The following is a 17,792-nucleotide window of genomic DNA, read 5'->3' as shown; positions in this document are numbered from 1 at the left end:
TTGTTATTTTGCAAATCAGTGTCTTGCTCTAGCCAGCTTGATCAATTGATTGAAAACAGGAGCCAATAAAAAATAGAATCCTCCGTTTCCAAGTCCATGCAAGAAATCAAAAGAAAGACCTGCGAAGTAATACGGAAGAAAATACGGAATTCCATACAGCTGGACATCGATGCAAGCGATGATAAAGCCATAAATAAATCCCGCAGCTATGCTGAATAACACTTGCCAGCTTCTCTTCTCTCGAAAACTCTGCCACTTGCATAAAAGCCCCATCAACAGAATAACTGCTGAAAAAGAGAGGATTTGGGAAATGGTCCAAACACCCATACCTAGATACATATTTGTGATCAACAACGACAAGACATTTACGATCAATCCTCTTGAGATCCCCAGCTGACAGGTTAAGATCAAAAAAATCGCGGTCATTGGCTGCACGTTTGGAATGAACTGAAACATCAGTCGTCCTACGACACAAGCGGCCACCATCATTGCAAGATAAGCAGTTTCATAAGTTGAAAACATTGATTTTTTTTCAAAGAATCTTGGCTTCATCATTATCTTCCTTTTTGTTATTTGCTTTATTATAATCTAGCTAACGCTTGCACGCAAAAACTTTTAGGATCAGCGAGTGTAAAAGAGCCTGACTCTTCTCGGAGTATGTTATTCTAAGAGAGAAGAAACAGATAATACTGGGAGTGAATGACATGTTGACTTATTTCCAAATAGATAAAGAGCGTGGCCTGCAAAAAGGCACTAAAGAGAATCATAACTGGCTGATCATCGACCAAGATTCTAAGGAAGAACTCTCTTCCTTTATTGAGCGATTTTCGCTTCCAGAGGATATTTTTGTTGCCGCTGATAGTTCCGATGAGGTCTCCAGAATTGAATATCTTGAAGACACTAAGCTGAATAAAGCGATTTCGATCGTCTTATTTAATCTATCCTCTGAGGACCGACCAGTTGAGGAGCGTATTGAACCGATCTCTTTTGTATTATCTGATGAAGTTTTGTTGACCTACACAGGCAAAAACAGCCATTTCATCCAACAGTTAGTCAAACAAGACACAGCTTTTTATTCCTTTCAACAGGTCGTCTTACAATCACTTTTAAGCATTTATCGGCATTTTATCGCAGGCTTGAAAAAGGTCAAAAAAGAGATCGATGACCTAGATCAAGCAGCACGTCAAACGACAGACAACCAACAGCTTTTTCGTTTAGCAGATGTTGATCGCGAAGTGATTTTTATCGATCATATTTTGTCAGACCAAAATCAGACCTTGGAGAATTTGTGGCAAGATACCGAATTTTTGGATCTCGTCAATGACAAAGGGCTGATTTTCGATGTGAAGCTTCGACAAAAACAAGCACTGCGTTTGGTTCAAGTCTATCATGAACTGATCGATACGATCGGTGACCTATTTGCCAGTATGATCGATAATAATTTGAACCATTTAATGAAATATTTGGAATCGGCTGCACTAGTTCTGACGATCCCAGCAGTGATGTCTGGCATCTGGGGCATGAATACAGGAGGACTCCCTTGGGAAAAATCCACTCTAGGCTTTGTGATCGTTATGGTCATTACCGTTATCTTAACGATCCTTGCAGCCATCTATTTGAAAAATAAAAAGTACTTTAACTAAAGTACTTTAACTAAGGAAATCTTAAGAAAAAACCCCTTTCTTTTGTCAAAGCGCACAGTTTTTGTTACGATGGATATAGAAAGAAAAAGGAGGAAATCACCATGACGCAAGCTGATGACAAACTAAAAAAGTTAGCAGAAGAACGGAAAAAAGAGAATCCTTTTGAACAAATTGACGAAATGGAAAAAGAGCTGAATTTAGACGAATCACCAGAAACTGAAAGCGATACTTCAGACCCTAATAACAGTGTGGACAATAACCTCCTTCGTCATGAAGACTCCGAAGTGAAACAAGACTTTGCTAAAGCACAAATTTTTGACAACCAAATTACCTAAATAAAAAAAACGGAAAATCTTTTAAAAGATTTTCCGTTTTTTTTAGCGAAGAATCGCAATTTCATAACGCACAAAATAATACTCGTCCTTTTGATACTGGTACCAAGAAAACACAGCCATGATCGCTGCACCAATCGTATTGACCAACAAATCCCCCATGGTATCACTCAAAGCTTCTCGACCTACAAAAAGCTCGCCATCGATTGTCATATATCTTTGAAGATTCATGTTGCCAATCGCGTCCCAGGACCATTCCCAAAATTCCCAAAACACCCCACATAAGCCTGCAAATGAAAAACCAAACAGCAGAAAAACCCATGGAGAAATATGATGGATCTCTGTATCAATGTCAGTCAACATCGTACAAAGAATCCCATAACCGAGTGCTGTCAAAATCATTGGGCTGGTCAAATGAAGCAGCTTGTCCCAATAAGAAAGAATATCCATCAGATGCAGACAAGTACCAATAAAAACAGACATCAGGAGGAACAACCAATAAAAGTAAACTAGAATTGCCGGGAAACCAATTTTGAAAAAGCGTTTAAAAAACTCTGGTCCATAAATCAGCGCAATTCCTAACAAGCATTCAACGATCGTCACTATAGCTGCGAATGGAAGATATTTGCCTGTAATCAACTCGCTAATATTGAAGACCAGCGTTCCCAGGCCAAAAAGAAGTAGTCCACGACGCAGTTTTACATAAGTTGACATCAACTATTTCCTCGACTTTCCATAAACTCAGCCAAACCAGCTAACAAGCTTTCTTCTGAAGTATAGATTTCTCCATTCAGCTTGATCAGTCCTGTTGTATATAAGTTTAAATAGTGAAACTGATTCTCGGCAGTTGTCTGCAAGGCTGCCAATTTTTTGTCATTATCTGCTCCCTGCTGCCGTGTATCAGTATACAGTCCAATCACCGGTATCCCTTTTGCATAGGCGACACCAATCTCAGAAGCAACGCCAGCATCGATACTCAAACCATCAAGGATCGCGATCATTAACTGACTTTCCAACACTTTCTCTGTATCAGCCAAGGCGATCATTTTACTGTCGGCATAAGCAGTTTTGTCGTTGATTGCTTCATTTTCTTGAGGCAGATAAATCGACACCTCTGGATATTGTTCCCGAATACGATTCACTAAGTATGCATTAAAAACTAGGTCACTTTTGGCAAACATCGGTGCCGCAAAGTAAATATTCATTCTATTGTCCTCCACATTTATAAAAGTTTTTTAAAAGTCATCACTGAAATAGGCTTCCATATCCGGAATGATCTTTTCCAAAGTACGTAAGGTTTGCGCATCGGTCTTCACTCGTTCGATCCGCATCAAATACGCTGCACGCCGATAATTCATCAGCAGGCAGGTCAAGGTTTGAATGTCTAAATGGACCGGCTGACCAACAGGCTCTCTTGTGACTTGCAGATTTCCTTCTTCCCAGAATAGACCAAACGTCCCGTTGTTCCATTCAGCAATCGGATCTGTCACAACAAAATGAAAGGCTTGTCTAAAAGGTTTAAAGGGAAAGTCTTTTAGAAATTTTTCCACATCCACGATTCTTGCCATAAAATACGGTTCAATTGTTTCACGGATCTGACTGTCCTCCAGCAAAAATGCTAATGGTTCATTTTTATAAATATTACCTTTGATCCAATAGACCATCGAAAAATGGGCGGTCACAAAATTCCATAAGCCATTCCTGGCTTCTTGATCCAAATAAAACATTTCTTTGATATGAAAGACTTCCTCTGCGATCCAATAAAAGAGCACTCCTTGAGGCTCTCCCTGCCGATCGTAGTAAATAGCTGCTGTACGCTCGTCTTCATTTTCATATCTCCAGTATTCTTCCCAATTGAAGCGTGTCCGCTGCAAAGCGCCGTGATTGGCTTTAGCAAATCGATCATAGACCTTGTAAACATCCTCGTGATCGACTTCCTGTCGTTCAACCATTCCTGGAACATCCACGGTTTTAGGTAACTGTGTATCTCTAATTTTGAAGGTCAGTTTATCAGACATGATCTCCCAGCCCTTGCGTCGATAATAAGGAATGCTGTAGGGATACAAATAAGAGATCCACTGCTGATTTTCTCGCATATTTTGCAGAGCAACACGAATTAATTCATTCATTAGTCCATGACCAGCATATTCAGGATAAGTGCCGACACCCGTCACTCCCCCCATTTTATACAAGCTACCATGGATATTGACTTCACAGGGGTAAATAGCGATCTGAGAAATCAACTGCTCCTGATTGAACCAACCGAATACTTTGGAAAGCTCCAAGATCGGTTTTTTAGATTTGATCATCTCTCTTTTGTTTTCAAAGCCACTTTCTTCAATATCTGATTCGGTGACCTGAAAGACATAGCTCAACAGTTCATTGAACTGCGCAACGTCCGTTTCCTCTACGGGACGAATCACTAAATTTTGATGAAAAGATTTGTCCATTTTTCCAACTCCAACTCTTATTTTCTACAGTATAGCAAACTTACAAAAATTTTGTTGGCGGAAGCTATGACAAAACTCTTTAAATCTCTTGATTTCGTTGGTATAATATAAAGGCTGACTAAAAGAAATGAGGAATTTATCCATGCATAATTTAGAAGAAATGAAAAAGCGTCAGGAAAAGATTCGCAACTTTTCGATCATCGCTCATATCGATCACGGCAAGTCGACTTTGGCTGACCGGATTTTAGAAAAAACGAATACCGTGTCCTCTCGTGAAATGCAGGCACAGCTTTTAGATTCCATGGATCTTGAACGAGAACGCGGCATCACGATCAAATTGAATGCAGTTGAGCTAAACTATACTGCCCAAGATGGTGAGACCTACATTTTCCATTTGATCGACACTCCAGGACACGTCGATTTCACCTATGAAGTTTCTAGAAGTTTAGCTGCTTGTGAAGGAGCAGTACTCGTCGTCGACGCTGCTCAAGGAATCGAAGCACAGACATTGGCTAACGTCTATCTTGCTTTGGACAATGATTTAGAAATTTTACCTGTAATCAATAAAATCGATTTACCTGCTGCTGATCCAGAACGCGTTCGGACAGAGATTGAAGACGTTATCGGGATCGATGCAAGTGAAGCTGTTTTGGCAAGTGCTAAAGCGGGGATCGGGATCGAAGATATCTTAGAGCAAGTCGTCGAGCTTGTTCCTGAACCTCAAGGAGATCTTGAAGCTCCATTAAAGGCCTTGATTTTTGACTCAGTTTACGATGCTTATCGCGGCGTTGTGTTGAACATTCGTGTGATGGATGGTGTCGTTCGTCCAGGAGACAAGATCCAATTGATGAGTAACGGAAAAACCTTTGATGTCACTGAAGTCGGAGTCTTCTCTCCGAAAGCGATCCAACGTGACTATTTGATGGTTGGTGATGTTGGTTATGTCACCGCAGCAATCAAAACTGTCCAAGATACTCGAGTTGGGGACACGATCACACTGGCAAACAACCCAGCCGAAGAAGCACTGCAAGGCTACCGTCAAATGAATCCGATGGTCTACTGTGGCCTGTACCCTATCGACACCTCTCGATACAATGATTTACGAGAAGCATTAGAAAAACTACAATTGAATGATGCTGCTCTGCAATTTGAACCTGAGACCTCTCAAGCACTTGGTTTTGGCTTCCGCTGTGGCTTTTTAGGATTGCTGCATATGGACGTTATCCAAGAACGTTTGGAACGAGAATTCAATCTTGAGTTGATCACTACGGCTCCATCTGTTATTTACCACGTGAATAAGACCGATGGTAGCACAGTGACCGTTGACAATCCGGCTGAATTCCCTGAACCTGTGACTATCGATAGCGTGGAAGAACCTTACGTCAAAGCACAGATCATGGTTCCTAATGATTATGTTGGTGCAGTCATGGAACTGTCACAACGCAAACGTGGTGATTTCGTCACTATGGATTATTTAGATGATTATCGAGTAAATGTCGTCTACGAGATTCCCTTGTCTGAAATCGTCTTTGATTTCTTTGATAAGTTAAAATCAAGTACCAAAGGTTATGCTTCGCTTGACTATGAAATGGCTGGCTATCGAACAAGCAACTTAGTTAAAATGGATATCCTGTTGAACAGTGAAAAAGTCGACGCTTTGAGCTTTATCGTTCACCGCAGCTTCTCCTTCGAACGTGGAAAAGCTATCGTAGAACGATTGAAGAAACTGATTCCACGACAACAATTCGAAGTTCCAGTCCAAGCTGCGATCGGACAAAAAATCGTTGCACGTTCTGATATCAAAGCCTTGCGTAAAAATGTATTGGCCAAGTGTTATGGCGGTGACGTTTCCCGTAAGCGTAAGCTATTAGAGAAACAAAAAGAAGGTAAAAAACGAATGAAACAGATTGGTTCAGTAGAAGTCCCTCAAGACGCCTTCATGGCTGTTTTGAAAATGGATGATGATGAAAAGTGATTGTATCAACGTTTTGAACTTTTCGAATAACGATAAATAAAAAAACTTCTCCCAATTTTCTCCCATAAGAGAAGTTGGAGGAAGTTTTTTTATAAACATTTCATAAAATACTATTTTTTTTCAAGGTAACTTAGCAGTTGGTGGAAGGAAAACATAATCACCATTAAAACCAACACATAAACGAATGTTTTTACAATAAATATTGAACTGAACATGTCGCCACTATATCCTGCCTCTGTTATAGAAGGTACTAACATATTAGGAATCAAAAACATAAAAAAGGTTGCGTCAAGAATTATGTGTAAATGGAAAAAACCATTCTGTCGGTTAAGTTAAAACATTGATTCTAATGTATCTTGTATTTCTTTAAAACCTTTATGAATCCGATACAAAAACTTCTGATTATAGTTGTTGAATTGAGAAACTAAGAATCTCTCCAGAGATTCTTCATTAGGAAATTGTTCTTTTCTTTTTGTATATTTCTTTAATTGTTTGTTAAAACCTTCAATCAAGTTAGTTGAATAAATGGTTCTTCTGATTGATGGAGGAAAATTATAAAAGGTTAATATAGCATATAGCAGGATTCATGAGTAATTTAACTACTCGTGGATACTGCTTTTTCCATTTATCTATCATAAAACTTATTTGATTCATAGCTTCTTCTTTTGAAGCTGATTGATAAACCAATTTAAAATCATTACAGACTTCTTGTCGGTCACTAACACGAACCTTATGAGCAATATTTCTAGAGATATGGACACAACATTGTTGAAATTGAGCATTTGGATAAATACTATGGATACTATCGTTAATGCCACTTAAACCATCAGTTACGACTAATAAAACCTCTTCTAAACCACGGTCTTTTAGGTCTTGAAGTATTTCTTTCCAAACATACGAAGACTCAGTTGGAGCAATACTAAACCCAAGAACCTCTTTGGTCCCATCTAGTCGGATACCTATGACAATATATACAGCTTCTTTTGAGACAGTTTGTCTTTTTAAAGGAATGTGAGTAGCATCCATAAAAATGATTGAGTATTGGGATTCTAAGGACCTTTCTTTAAAAGCAACAACATCTTCAGATACTATTTGAGTGATATTGGAAATGGTTTGTGGCGTATAGTAATGACCATACATTTTTTCAATCAACTCAGAGATTTCAGACATAGTGATTCCTTTTTGAAATAATTGGATAATGGTGGTTTCTAAAGAATCGTTACTTCTTTTATAAGCAGGCAACGTTTGTTGAGAAAACTCTCCATTTCTATCTCTAGGAATTGCCAAATTTAATTCTCCATACTCTGTTTTAAATGAACGAGAATAATTCCGATTTCGGGAATTACCTGAATTAAAACCAGTGCGATCATATTTCTCATAATCAAGAAAAGCCGTTAATTCAGCTTGTAGCAGTGTATTGATAGCTAATTCTAGATGACGACGGAATAAGTCATCCAAATCACCTTTATTGATTAGTGTTTCCATAATTTCTGTAGTAAAATTAGTCATGAGAAAGTCCTCCTATAAAATTTCGGTTGTGATAACTTTAATTTTACAGAATGGACTTTCTTTTTATCTACCTAAAATTTCTATTTACACAAAATATTTTACGCTATCATCCAATGACCATAAATATTAGTCCATAAAACTAGCTTAGCACCAGAAAGTTTGAATTCACGACGAGGTAGACTTTCTCAAAAAAGAGCGCTTCCTATTTTAAGTTCTGTTAACAGAACTTAAAAAAATATAAATAAAGTTGTTTTCATTTGTTTTTCTTTGTTTTTTAATGTACCTTAGGTAAAAAGCAGAGGTGAGTTTATGAAAGTTGATAAAATAGAATTCAAACGAGTAGTGAATGAGGCTTCCCATCTTCAATTTAATTACAATCAATTGTTTATCAAAGAAGATGATATCAATATCAACGAAGATGAAATCGAATATCTGATCAAGAACCAGATCCATCATCGTGTATTAAAAGAATCTAAACGTTCCCTTTTCGGTGATAAAATAACCATAAGTAAAGAGACAGAAAAAGATTACCTACTCTTGAAAAAATATACAAATTATTTTAGAGAATCTTCTCATTAGCTGAGAAGATTCTTTTATTTTAATCTTTTGTTCGCTTTACAAACAGAACGTTTGTTCGTATCATTAAACTATAAATGATTCTATTGGGAGTGAATATAATGAAAAACACATCAACTTTTTTACATTCGTTCGTGACAGATGAACTTTGGCATTCTTTTAAGCAGATGGGACATAGAGAACAACAGTCCATGGAGATATTTGCTTTAGCAGCTCTATCTATTTACCACCCAGAGCAAGTGGATATCCAATACCAGTCGGTGTTGAAAAAGGATGGGACAACCGAACTCTGCTACACTATCAAGACAACATTGGAGGGAGATTCCTATGAGCATGCTCCATCCCTATGAAGACCGTAAAAAATTGAAATGGCTGGGCTTCTACTTATCTGAACATACCGCCCAGATAAATACACAAAAATCAGAACAAGAACACAGAATCCAAGGAAAACCACAAATGTCGGAGACTGAGATCAATCAGTGCTTACAAACAGCGATCCTCAAAAATCAAACACTGGCTATTCAACTGAATCAACTAGTCGACAACTCTTATTTGCCGGATAAAATAGGGAAAATCACCGGCCAAACAGAGGTTGGACTCTACTTGGATCAAACGCTGATTTCTTACGAAGAGATTCGAAATATTTCATTGGTTGAAATAAAAAAATGGTCTGCTCTAGATCCATAATAATCCACAAGACGAGGTGAAACATCATGAGAGCGGCAGAATTGTTGACTGCACTGACCTATTCCACTTTTGATATCCCCTACTCTGGTGTTTATTTGGAAAGATGGGGTCGTCCCTGTCCTTTTACAATGATCACAACTGACAATCAGGGCAATCTTTTTCTGTACTACGAAAAAAACCTTCCTTCACTATCGATCAAGCAGCTTTTGCTTGTCTTGATGCTGAATAAAAGTCATACCTTGTATTATTGGAATGGCAAAGAATTTGTTCTTCTTTTCGGGTATAAAGAAATACAGGGTCGTATTCTTCTCTCTCAGTAAGACAACTTTACAAACATAGCGCAGACCACTTGTTTTTGTAAAGTTCCTACGTTTAATAGTTTTCATTTACACGTGATTCGTTTATGATAATAGAGACAGCTTTTTTAAAGTTTGATCAAAAACATGCTGGGGGATGCAAATTTGAGAAAAATAAAAATCAACTGGAATTACTGGATCATTCGTTTTTTGTTTTTGATGACAGTGATCATTGGCTATAAGCTCATTTCCAACTATCAAATCGTGTTGGATGTTTTACGAAGATTTCTCGGTGTACTTTCGCCGTTTATTATGGGGTTCATTATTGCCTATCTATTGAATGGTATCCAAAAAAGAATAGAATTTCTTTTAGAAACCTTTACTCCTTCATTTATTCAAAAGAGAAAACGTGGAATCAGTATTTTGATTCTTTATCTGGTACTCATTTATTTAGTGTTCATTGCTTTAAATTATGTCGTACCGCTAATCATTACCAACGTGATCGATTTAATTGCTTTATTACCCGCCTTCTACAATTATCTGATCGATGTAGCAATCCGACTGGAAAGTCAAGGAACGATCGATTTTATACCATTAGAGCAGTTCTTGACGAATCTAACTTCTGACTACTCACCAGATCAGCTTTTGTCTCAATGGACACAAGCACTTACTTCTCTGGGAGCATTGACAAGAAGTCTTTCGTCACTGGTGATCAACTTTTTCTTATCCTTGATCATTTCGATCTATACACTGTTGTTTAAAGATTCTATTTTAGGATTTTTCTCAACGTTGTCCAGCAAGCTGTTATCTCCACACCTGTTTGCTAGCAGCAAAAGATGGCTTCAGACAACGAATCAGATTTTTTATAAATTTATCAGCTCGCAATTCATTGATGCTTGTATCGTTGGGATCTCTGCAACGATCTTATTAAGTCTCATGCAAGTAAAATTCGCCGTCACACTAGGACTTCTCTTAGGTATTTGTAACATGATCCCCTATTTTGGATCGATCTTTGCTTCTGTTGTCACAGCGATCATCAGCTTCTTTACAGGAGGCTTGAGTCATGCAATCACTGTACTGATCGCACTGATCATTCTACAGCAAATAGATGGCAATATCATTGGACCTCGTATCATGAGTGGTGCTTTGAATCTAAATCCGATTATCATCATTATTTCGATCACGATCGGTGGTGCTTATTTTGGGATTTTAGGGATGTTCTTAGCTGTCCCTGCAGCTGCCATCTTAAAAATCATTATCACCAATTGGCTAGAAAACTCCTCTATCGAAGAAAACCAGCAATCTGCTTAGATTGCTGGTTTTTATTACTCTATTTCAGCTGCAAGCTGTTCTGCTTTACGAATGAGTTGATCATTCCCAGAATCAAGATTCTCTACTTTTGATCCGTCATAACCCCATTTTTTTGGGAAATTAAGTAGATAGAATCTTTGACTCTTCATATCCATCATTCCTTTATCTATTACTTTGATCGCTGGAGAAACTGGTAGCGAAAAGGTTGAAAAAGACATAATCTCATTCATACTTATACTCCAACACTTGCATCGATGAACGAACCTGCTGCAGATCGCTACCTAGTCCTTCCATAGGAACCTATAACAAGATATCACCGATCGGCAACAGACATTTTCCATCATGAACGACAGCATACTCTCTTGAAATATTATTTAAGAACGATTCTATACCTGATAAAACTTATTCAATCATTCGTTTATTCTGAAAGAAATGGCGTGAAGATTAGTTCATCCATTGTTTCATATTGTTTGTTTATCTCATCCACATTTTCTTTACTTAAAATTTGGCTGTTCTTTAAACTCCTATAAGTTTGCCCTGACATATTCTCAATGTATCCTTCTTTTACAACCTTAGCATCTTTACCCTCTAATTCATATAAATTTTCTAAAGTCGCCAAGCTTTCTAAATCATCACTGAATAGAGAAACTATTTCTCCAGTCCCCATATCTATGACTTCATTGATCCTCAGCGTCCCATTCTTACATACAAAAGCACTTCTACGTGTTGCACTTTCAAATACTTTGAATGGTTTCCAATCAACTAAAGTATATATTTCTTGAATATATGCTTGCTCAGAATCGTCCAACATCACGCCTAGGATCATTTCTTCAATACCATCTTTATTGATATCATAAAATGTGTAACCATAGTCAGTTCTCAGAGAGCCAGGGACATATTGTTCAGGTCCTAACCTTCTATTATCTAATTGTTCAGGTCCCCACTGCTCTTTTACAGCTGTTCGATAGGTCTCCATCAAATCAGAATACTTATCTTCTGATGATAAAAATGACATCACATTCAACATTGGATAGGAAGACTTATCACCCTTCGCTTCTGAAACTGTTTCTAAAGATTTATCAATCAAAGTTTGCTTGACTTCTTCTGCGTTAAGTTCAGGAGTATATCCCCAAACTAATGCTGCAGCTGCAGATACCATAGGTGCAGCATAAGAAGTTCCGTCCTCACCAATAAATTCAAGATTCTCTGCTGGAGCGGCAATATCTATTGGGTTTCCATAACTTGCCCAGCTTGGAGACTCGTATTCTTCGTTCACTCCTCCAACAACTATAATGTGACTGAGAATTGTTTCAATAGAATGATTCAGGTCATTCTTTTGTTTCTTATTTTGAGCAAGTTGATCTTGTGCTATTCGATAAGTATTATGATTAATATTAGCAAAAAATCCTGTATACTCTGCTTCAACTCCGCGTATTTTGCTAACCGCTCCTTTTTCATCTTTCTCTTTTTTGTCTGCTGCAAACTCATCTTTAGTAAGGCTCAATCCGTTACCGGCAGGTTGAACAATTAAGAAGTTATTATAGCCAGAATTTAATAATTTATCTAATTCAATTATCAACTCAGAAGATATTTTATTATTTTTATTTTCATGTTCTTCTTTGTATTTAGTATAACTCTTATCAAAAAAAATTTTTTCCAAAAAATTTTTTTCACTGTCAAATCTTTCTTCACTTTGAAGAGGATTTCCCCAAGAATTATTAATAATAACTGACCCTTTTTCAATATTATTGCTAAGATTTTTTAAGTATTGAGTAAACACATTTTTCCCTTGCTCCAGTTTGCTTCCTACACTAACAAACTCTGTATCTGCAACTCCGTGTGCTAATCCACGTTTTCCATATTCTGAATTGCTTGAATCAATTATTTTAGTTACACGTTCGGCATGATCCGATTCTTCAACTCTATTTTTGGTTACTTCAATATGTTCAAGGTCTTCATCCTCCTTAAGTCCTCCTTTTTCCATTACTGTTACATTTACCGACTCAAAGTCTTCTGGGAATTGATCTATATATTCCCCTGATACATCAGCATGTATAGCTTTTATCCACCAGTCCGAATTTCCCTCATCATCAGAGTTACTGGAATCATTATTAAGGTCTGACAAAAACAATGGAGTGGAGAATGTAGCATAGTCTACAAATTCTAATTCACTAATCTCTTCAGCAAGATCAAATAATTGATCTAATTCTGGAGCATCTACTTTGATTTGTAATCTATTTATAGGTCCTGAAATTTTTCCAACAATCTCTCCGTTAGCAATACTCATTAAGTCTTCTTCTTGTGTTTCATTAATTTCTGCAGTCAGTGAGACATCTAGAATATTCTTATGAAAAGTAATATTTTCTTCAGTATCGTATTCAATTTCTTCAATAGAAGGTAGATAGATAAAATCTCCGTCATCGTATGTTAGCGTATTCTCTTCACTTTCAGCTTCTGCTTCTTGAAACTTCTCCCCATTTTGTTCATTGTTCTCTTGTCTAAAAAATAGAAAAATTCCGATGATACATGCGGAAAGTAACAGGCCAAGTACTATCTTTAGGTGTCTTTTTTTCAATTTGCTCTTCCTCCATTAAGTTTTAAGCAATCAACTTACTCAAACTATTTATTGTTGCTCTTTTAAAATCTACCTTTGTTTTTTCATTGATTAGAATTCTAAAACCAATGCTTGAATAAGCTTCCATAAAAATACTATTAATAATATAACTTATATTATTAATAGTTTACCAATGTTTCTATGACAATGCTACCTTATTTATAAAAATTTTTTTGATCATTTTTATTTTTTTCTTAAGATCCTCACTTTTTCAAATGATCCCATTGATCGCACTAAAAAAGAGATGGAAGCCTGTAAACTTCCATCTCTTCTCTATTCACTGATTTCTTCATTTTGAAAGACTAGTTGATCATTCAATAAGCTGATCGTCACTTTTGTTTTAGGCATGATTCGACCTGAAACGATTTCTTTGGCAAGTGGTGTTTCCACTTCTCTTGTGATGAAGCGACGCAATGGACGAGCGCCATATGCGGGTTCGTATGCATTTTCTGCAATCCAGGCTTTGGCTTCATCATCGATCGTCAAATAAATTTCTTGGTGGAACAAACGTTGTGACAATTGATCCACAATCTTATCGACGATTCCTGTGACATCTTCCAGACTCAATGGTGTGAATAAGATCGTATCATCGATCCGATTCAAGAATTCTGGTTTGAAATGTCCTTTTAAAATAGACATGACTTGTTCTTGAACGTTTTCTGGAATCTGACCCTCTGCGGTTACTCCCTCAAGCAAGATCTGTGAACCAATATTACTAGTCATGATCAAGACGGTATTCTTGAAGTCGACTACCCGGCCTTTAGAATCTGTCAAACGACCATCATCTAGAACTTGCAATAAGATATTGAACACATCTGCATGGGCTTTTTCGATCTCGTCCAACAAAATGATCGTATAAGGATTACGACGAACAGCTTCGGTCAATTGACCACCTTCTTCATAGCCGACATAACCAGGAGGTGCTCCAACTAGACGAGACACTGAATGTTTTTCCATGTACTCACTCATGTCGATCCGCACCATATGGTCTTCTGAATCAAATAAGTTTTCAGCCAAGGCTTTCGCTAATTCGGTTTTCCCAACACCCGTTGGTCCCAAGAATAAGAACGAACCTAGTGGCCGATTGGGATCCTGTAAACCGGCACGGGAGCGAATCACGGCATCGCTGACTGCGTTGACTGCTTCATCCTGACCAATCACTCGTAAGTGAAGCGTCTCATTCAGCTTCATCAATTTTTCTCGTTCACCTTCGACCAGCTTAGTCACCGGAATGCCCGTCAAGCGACCGACAACTGTCGCAATTTCATTTTCTGTCACCGATTCTTGCACCATTCTTAGCTGCTCGGGATCATTCTTAGCTTCCAGTTCTTTTAATTCTTTCTCCAATTGTGGGATCGTTCCGTGACGCAAGACAGCGGCACGTTCCAGGTCATAATTGTTCTCAGCATCCTCTAACTCATGTTTGGCGCGGTCGATCTCTGCACGCTTATTGGACACTTCATTAACTTCTTCTTTTTCCGTTTCCCATTGCATCTTCATCGCATTGACTTCTTCACGCAATTCCGCTAGCTCTTCCTGTAACGAACTCAAACGTTTTTTCGATGCATCGTCGGTTTCTTTTTTCAATGCTGCTTCTTCGATCTCCAACTGCATCAAACGACGTGTCACTTGATCCAGTTCCGTCGGCATCGAATTCATTTCTACACGAATCGTGGCACAAGCTTCATCAACTAGATCGATCGCCTTGTCCGGCAAGAAACGGTCAGTGATGTAGCGATCAGACAAAGTTGCCGCTGCAACCAAAGCATTGTCATGAATATTAACACTGTGGTGGATTTCAAAACGTTCTTTCAGTCCACGCAAAATTGAGATCGTATCCTCTACCGTCGGCTCCTTCACCAATACCTTTTGGAAACGACGCTCCAAGGCTTTGTCCTTTTCCATGTATTGACGATACTCATCTAAGGTAGTCGCACCGATTGTGTGCAATTCGCCACGTGCTAGCATCGGTTTCAATAAGTTTCCGGCATCCATGCTGCCTTCAGTTTTTCCTGCACCTACGATATTATGAATCTCATCGATAAACAAGATGATCCGACCCTCTGATTTTTTAACTTCCTGTAGTACAGCTTTCAATCGTTCTTCAAATTCTCCACGGAATTTTGCTCCTGCGATCAAGGCACCCATATCCAGAGAAAATATTGTTTTGTCTTTTAGATTTTCCGGTACATCTTTGCGAACGATTCGTTGAGCCAAACCTTCCACGATTGCTGTTTTCCCAACCCCTGGTTCACCAATAAGTACTGGATTGTTTTTCGTTTTACGCGACAAGATTCGGATAACATCACGAATTTCCTCATCACGACCAATGATTGGATCCATGTTGCCTGCTCTGACTTGTTGGACTAGATCCACACCATATTTTTCTAAAGCTTTGTATTGTTCTTCTTGATTTTGTGAAGTCACTCGCTCGCCTCCCCGCATGTCTTCAATTGTTTTTTTCAATTCTTTTTCATTGATTCCTTGTTTTTTCAAATAAGTAGTCAATCGATAATTTTTTAATTTCATCAACGCAAGAATCACGATCTCAGTTGAAAGAAATTCGTCTTGAAATTCTTCTCTGACCTTGTCAGCCTCTGATAATAAACGGAACAGATTTTGACTCATCGTTTGACCATATTGGACGTTTCCACCTTCAATCGTCGGATATTCGTCCAACGCACGATCAATCTCTGCTTCAAAAGCTTCGACATCTAGACCAGCATCTGTATAAAAGTTTCTTGCAAAATGATTTGGTTGTAAAAAGATTTTCCATAAATGAGCAATATCAATTTCTTGATGATGACGTGTAACGGCGATCTGCTGCGCTTCAGCAATCGCACTTTGAAGTGTTGTCGTCATTTTTTCTATATTCATATGAGTTCCTCCCATCACTTCATTAAGGTTTGATTTTACCTTACAAAGACTATTATACCCTTATGGTCAGTAATGGTCAAAAATAAACCCTTGGAAATTTGACCTTTTTTGATAGACTTGATTCTCATTCGCTTTCATTCTCTCATTTATAATTTCACTCAAAAAAAAGAGGCTTTATTTTTAAAGTCGCGCTCCTCCTACGACTTATCTCAACTGAGAAAAATTTAAAACCGTTAATGCAAACATTATATTTTACTAAAATCAGTTTCTTCAGTGTTATCCTTAAAAATACTAAACATCAACACACCACAGAAGACTAAACTTATCAAAATATAAATAAGTACAGACACACCAGCTAGACTAATAAAGATTGTCGAAAGCAATGATGGAAAGACTGAAAAAAAAGTTCCCATCGAGGCATTGATCGTTCCCATCTTTTCTGCTGGTACATTCTTCAAAATAATTGCGCTAAAACGAATATTAAATATTCCAATAGCAAATACACCGATCATCATGATAGCTATTCCAATCCAAATTTGCTCCACTAACAGTCCGATTAGAAAAAAGCTATTCCCAAAAAAAGCTAGAAAAAGAATTGTTTTTGTTTTCAACCAGGCAAAAAATTTTGGACCTAGCATACTCCCCAATAAACTGATTGCAACTGTCACTCCTTGAATCAAAGCTGTTGAAAAAGCAATATTGCGTATTTGCTGATCCATATTTAGAGACAGATATAAAGTGATAACTGGTGTGGAAGTTAGGACAATACTATTCAAACAAGCTGCGTAGATAAAAAAATTACGGATACTTTTAATTTTTAGTAGTTCTTTGATACTCTCTATAATGTGTTTAAACAAATCAGAAATATTTGAAAAATGAACAGGATTAATTTTTGACTCAATCGTTTCAAATTTGCTTTTTAAACCCCTGACTCCCACTGCTACAATAAAAAATGTTACAGCGTTAAAAAAAGCAAGGTTATGAATCGTCATAAAACCCAACAAAAAAGCACCGACAAATCCGGCAGCCATCATAATAATATTTTCAAAAACAGCATTGACCGCAATAGCTTCCTCGTACTCGTCTTCTTTTACAACAAATTTTATAAAGGGATCGATACATAAATCAACGAAACTACCGAACGTATCACTGATAGCATTTAAAATCCCAATTAGTATGACTATCCATAAAGAGTGTCCACTCATGATCAAAAAACCAATCATCAGATAAATCATTCCTCTAACGATTCCTGAGTGAAAAAAATACTTGGTACGTGTTACTGCTGAATCCGCTAAGGCGCCTAATAAAATTTGAAATACTCTTGGAAAAATCTCTGAAATACTAATAATAGTCATGCTTAAAGCAGAATTAGCGAAGTTAGAAGCGTAGCTAATCAAAGCAATATAATACAAACTATCGCCTAATAAACTTAGTCAATGTAAACTTTTCCATTGACGATACATCTTGTTCTTAAAAAAAGGATTGTTTCTCTCCTTCAAACTAAGATAGAATGTTAATTTAA

Annotated in this window: 14 protein-coding genes and 3 pseudogenes; 8 read left to right on the top strand and 9 right to left on the bottom strand. The window is 37.5% G+C overall.

The genetic code is table 11. The features are described 5' to 3' along the window. Nucleotides 1-15: 15 nt before the first annotated feature. Nucleotides 16-552, bottom strand: a complete 537-nt coding sequence (locus tag ACWODM_RS05420) for an ECF transporter S component (protein WP_455320358.1) — start codon at nucleotides 550-552, stop codon at nucleotides 16-18. A gap of 152 nt (nucleotides 553-704) precedes the next feature. On the opposite strand from ACWODM_RS05420, the gene ACWODM_RS05415 reads away from it, so the two are divergent. Both ACWODM_RS05415 and ACWODM_RS05410 read left to right on the top strand, forming a co-directional pair. After that, nucleotides 705-1,643, top strand: a complete 939-nt coding sequence (locus ACWODM_RS05415; RefSeq protein ID WP_455320357.1) for a magnesium transporter CorA family protein — start codon at nucleotides 705-707, stop codon at nucleotides 1,641-1,643. Between the two features lie 101 nt (nucleotides 1,644-1,744). After that, nucleotides 1,745-1,978 (top strand): hypothetical protein, encoded by a 234-nt coding sequence (locus ACWODM_RS05410; protein ID WP_455320356.1) that lies wholly within the window; start codon nucleotides 1,745-1,747, stop codon nucleotides 1,976-1,978. 42 nt (nucleotides 1,979-2,020) lie between these two features. Here ACWODM_RS05410 and ACWODM_RS05405 read toward each other — a convergent pair whose 3' ends face one another. Genes ACWODM_RS05405 through ACWODM_RS05395 form a run of 3 tightly spaced genes read right to left on the bottom strand, consistent with a single transcriptional unit; the run spans nucleotide 2,021 to nucleotide 4,425 of the window. Next, complete coding sequence (locus ACWODM_RS05405) at nucleotides 2,021-2,692, bottom strand: hypothetical protein (protein WP_455320355.1); 672 nt, start codon at nucleotides 2,690-2,692, stop codon at nucleotides 2,021-2,023. Beyond that, complete coding sequence (locus ACWODM_RS05400) at nucleotides 2,689-3,180, bottom strand: nucleoside 2-deoxyribosyltransferase (RefSeq protein ID WP_455320354.1); 492 nt, start codon at nucleotides 3,178-3,180, stop codon at nucleotides 2,689-2,691. The genes ACWODM_RS05405 and ACWODM_RS05400 overlap by 4 nt, the downstream gene beginning before the upstream one ends. 30 nt (nucleotides 3,181-3,210) lie before the next feature. Then, nucleotides 3,211-4,425: a GNAT family N-acetyltransferase gene (locus ACWODM_RS05395; RefSeq protein WP_455320353.1), complete on the bottom strand. Its 1,215-nt coding sequence runs from the start codon at nucleotides 4,423-4,425 to the stop codon at nucleotides 3,211-3,213. A gap of 142 nt (nucleotides 4,426-4,567) precedes the next feature. Here ACWODM_RS05395 and lepA point away from each other — a divergent pair, with 142 nt between their 5' ends. Then, nucleotides 4,568-6,400 carry a translation elongation factor 4 gene (gene lepA / locus ACWODM_RS05390; protein WP_455320352.1) on the top strand — a complete coding sequence of 611 codons (1,833 nt, stop codon included), beginning with the start codon at nucleotides 4,568-4,570 and terminating at the stop codon, nucleotides 6,398-6,400. A 332-nt stretch (nucleotides 6,401-6,732) separates the two neighbouring features. On the opposite strand, the pseudogene ACWODM_RS05385 reads toward lepA, so the two are convergent. Then, a pseudogene (locus tag ACWODM_RS05385) lies at nucleotides 6,733-7,909 on the bottom strand (IS256 family transposase). A 309-nt stretch (nucleotides 7,910-8,218) separates the two neighbouring features. Here ACWODM_RS05385 and ACWODM_RS05380 point away from each other — a divergent pair. From ACWODM_RS05380 to ACWODM_RS05360, 5 genes are all read left to right on the top strand, one after another. Beyond that, the gene (locus tag ACWODM_RS05380; protein ID WP_455320351.1) at nucleotides 8,219-8,488 is read left to right on the top strand and encodes a hypothetical protein; all 270 of its coding nucleotides are present in this window, start codon (nucleotides 8,219-8,221) and stop codon (nucleotides 8,486-8,488) included. 98 nt (nucleotides 8,489-8,586) lie between these two features. Further along, on the top strand, nucleotides 8,587-8,835 hold the full coding sequence (locus tag ACWODM_RS05375; RefSeq protein ID WP_455320350.1) for a hypothetical protein: 249 nt from the start codon (nucleotides 8,587-8,589) through the stop codon (nucleotides 8,833-8,835). Next, on the top strand, nucleotides 8,813-9,172 hold the full coding sequence (locus ACWODM_RS05370) for a hypothetical protein (RefSeq protein ID WP_455320349.1): 360 nt from the start codon (nucleotides 8,813-8,815) through the stop codon (nucleotides 9,170-9,172). The genes ACWODM_RS05375 and ACWODM_RS05370 overlap by 23 nt, the downstream gene beginning before the upstream one ends. Nucleotides 9,173-9,198: 26 nt before the next feature. Then, nucleotides 9,199-9,492: a hypothetical protein gene (locus ACWODM_RS05365; protein WP_455320348.1), complete on the top strand. Its 294-nt coding sequence runs from the start codon at nucleotides 9,199-9,201 to the stop codon at nucleotides 9,490-9,492. Between the two features lie 141 nt (nucleotides 9,493-9,633). Then, the gene (locus tag ACWODM_RS05360) at nucleotides 9,634-10,779 is read left to right on the top strand and encodes an AI-2E family transporter (protein ID WP_455320347.1); all 1,146 of its coding nucleotides are present in this window, start codon (nucleotides 9,634-9,636) and stop codon (nucleotides 10,777-10,779) included. 110 nt (nucleotides 10,780-10,889) lie between these two features. On the opposite strand, the pseudogene ACWODM_RS05355 reads toward ACWODM_RS05360, so the two are convergent. From ACWODM_RS05355 to ACWODM_RS05340, 4 genes and pseudogenes are all read right to left on the bottom strand, one after another. Continuing rightward, nucleotides 10,890-11,112 (bottom strand): annotated as a pseudogene (locus ACWODM_RS05355) (adenine deaminase C-terminal domain-containing protein); the annotation flags it as partial. 85 nt (nucleotides 11,113-11,197) lie between these two features. Further along, on the bottom strand, nucleotides 11,198-13,354 hold the full coding sequence (locus ACWODM_RS05350; RefSeq protein WP_455320346.1) for a S8 family serine peptidase: 2,157 nt from the start codon (nucleotides 13,352-13,354) through the stop codon (nucleotides 11,198-11,200). 312 nt (nucleotides 13,355-13,666) lie between these two features. Continuing rightward, complete coding sequence (gene clpB, locus ACWODM_RS05345) at nucleotides 13,667-16,270, bottom strand: ATP-dependent chaperone ClpB (protein WP_455320345.1); 2,604 nt, start codon at nucleotides 16,268-16,270, stop codon at nucleotides 13,667-13,669. Nucleotides 16,271-16,515: 245 nt separating this feature from the next. Further along, nucleotides 16,516-17,688 (bottom strand): annotated as a pseudogene (locus ACWODM_RS05340) (MFS transporter); the annotation flags it as partial. Nucleotides 17,689-17,792: the final 104 nt, after the last annotated feature.

It is taken from the genome of Enterococcus olivae (assembly GCF_053760925.1).
This window is presented reverse-complemented; position numbering and strand designations above follow the sequence as displayed.